Here is a 1,440-nt window from a genome sequence, read left to right as displayed (position 1 = left end):
GGACAGAACCGCGCCTGCGGCAACGGCCCAGCAAGGGACTTCAGATACGCCGTACCCCCCGCCGCCTCCGCCGGAAAGAACTTCATCTCCCGCACCCCACGCTCCAACAGCCCCACCACCTCCGAAGCCGTGGACACCCCCGGCAGGAAGGGCACCCCCGATCCCCGCATCGCCTCCAGCAGTACGTCCGTCCACCCCGGGCTCACGAGGAAACGAGCCCCGGCGGCCACCGATTCCTTCACCTGCTCCGGCGTGATCACGGTCCCGGCCCCGACGACCGCGTCCGGCACATCGGCGGCAATGGCCCGAATGGCATCGAGCGCGACCGGCGTCCGCAGGGTCACCTCGATCGCCGGTAGCCCCCCGGCGACCAGGGCCCGGGCGAGCGGTACGGCATCGGCGGCGTCCTCGATGACGACGACGGGGACGACGGGGGCGAGGTCCAGCACGGAGCCGGGCAGCGGGGAGGACAGGGGCGAGGACTGCGGCGAGGACTGCGGCGAGGTCATGACGTCATCGTGCCGCCGTAACGCAGTATGCGCAAAGCTCATTGCGCATGCTGCAACGCCTCGGGTTGATTGTTCTCAGTGCACCTCGTCCACCAGCACATCCAGCGTCCACGTCCGCCCAGCCCCCTTGGGCACCTCGACCTCCACCACATACCCCAGGTCCCGCAGCGCCTCCACCAGCTCCGCCGGCCCCTTCGGTGCGACCCCGGACGCCAGCAGACTCCGTACGATCCGCCCCTTGGTCGCCTTGTTGAAGTGGCTGACGACCTTCCGCGTGGGCGCGTGCAGCACCCGCACGCTGGCCGTCCTCCCAGCCACTTCCCCCTTGGGCTTCCAGACGGCGGCATAAGCGGAGGACCGCAGATCAAGCACGAGCCCACCCCCCGCGACCTCGGGCAGCACGTCCGCCATGGGCGCTCGCCAGTGCGCCCCCAGCGCCCCGAGCCCCGGCAGCTTGACGCCCATCGAGCAACGGTAGGAAGGAATACGGTCGTTGACCCGCACTGCACCCCACAACCCCGAGAAGACGAGCAGCGACCGCCCCGCCCGCCTCTTCGCGGCCGCGTCCAGCGAGCCCAGATCCAGGGCGTCGTACAGCACCCCGGTGTAGATCTCCCCGGCGGGCCGCGCCCCGGCCGTCATCAGCCCGGCGTTCTTGGCGACCTCGCCCCGCAGCCCCTCACTCAGTCCGAGCACCTCACACGCCTTGTCCTCGTCCCCGGCACACAGCTCCACCAGCTCACGGAGTACGGCCTCACGGGCGGCGGTCAGCCCCGGCAGCGACAGCGACTCCAACTTCAGCGGGGCAGCACGGCCGGACGAGACGGCCTTGCCTTCGGACGGGGGCAGCAGGACGAGCACGGACGATCTCCTTCTCTTGAGCTCCGCACAGCGTACGACCCCCGATCTGCATACCCTCGCTGTATGCCCC

Annotated in this window: 2 protein-coding genes; both read right to left on the bottom strand. The window is 70.3% G+C overall.

The window, feature by feature from the left end; genetic code table 11:
- The coding region (eda, locus tag GRC12_RS44425; RefSeq protein WP_208786092.1) for a bifunctional 4-hydroxy-2-oxoglutarate aldolase/2-dehydro-3-deoxy-phosphogluconate aldolase at positions 1 to 509 on the bottom strand (509 nt) is incomplete at its 3' end.
- Between the two features lie 75 nt (positions 510 to 584).
- Complete coding sequence (gene yaaA, locus GRC12_RS44420) at positions 585 to 1,370, bottom strand: peroxide stress protein YaaA (RefSeq protein ID WP_208786091.1); 786 nt, start codon at positions 1,368 to 1,370, stop codon at positions 585 to 587.
- Positions 1,371 to 1,440: the final 70 nt, after the last annotated feature.

Origin of the sequence: Streptomyces griseorubiginosus, assembly GCF_017614965.1 — a bacterium.
In the GTDB taxonomy this organism is placed as follows: domain Bacteria; phylum Actinomycetota; class Actinomycetes; order Streptomycetales; family Streptomycetaceae; genus Streptomyces; species Streptomyces griseorubiginosus_B.
This window is presented reverse-complemented; position numbering and strand designations above follow the sequence as displayed.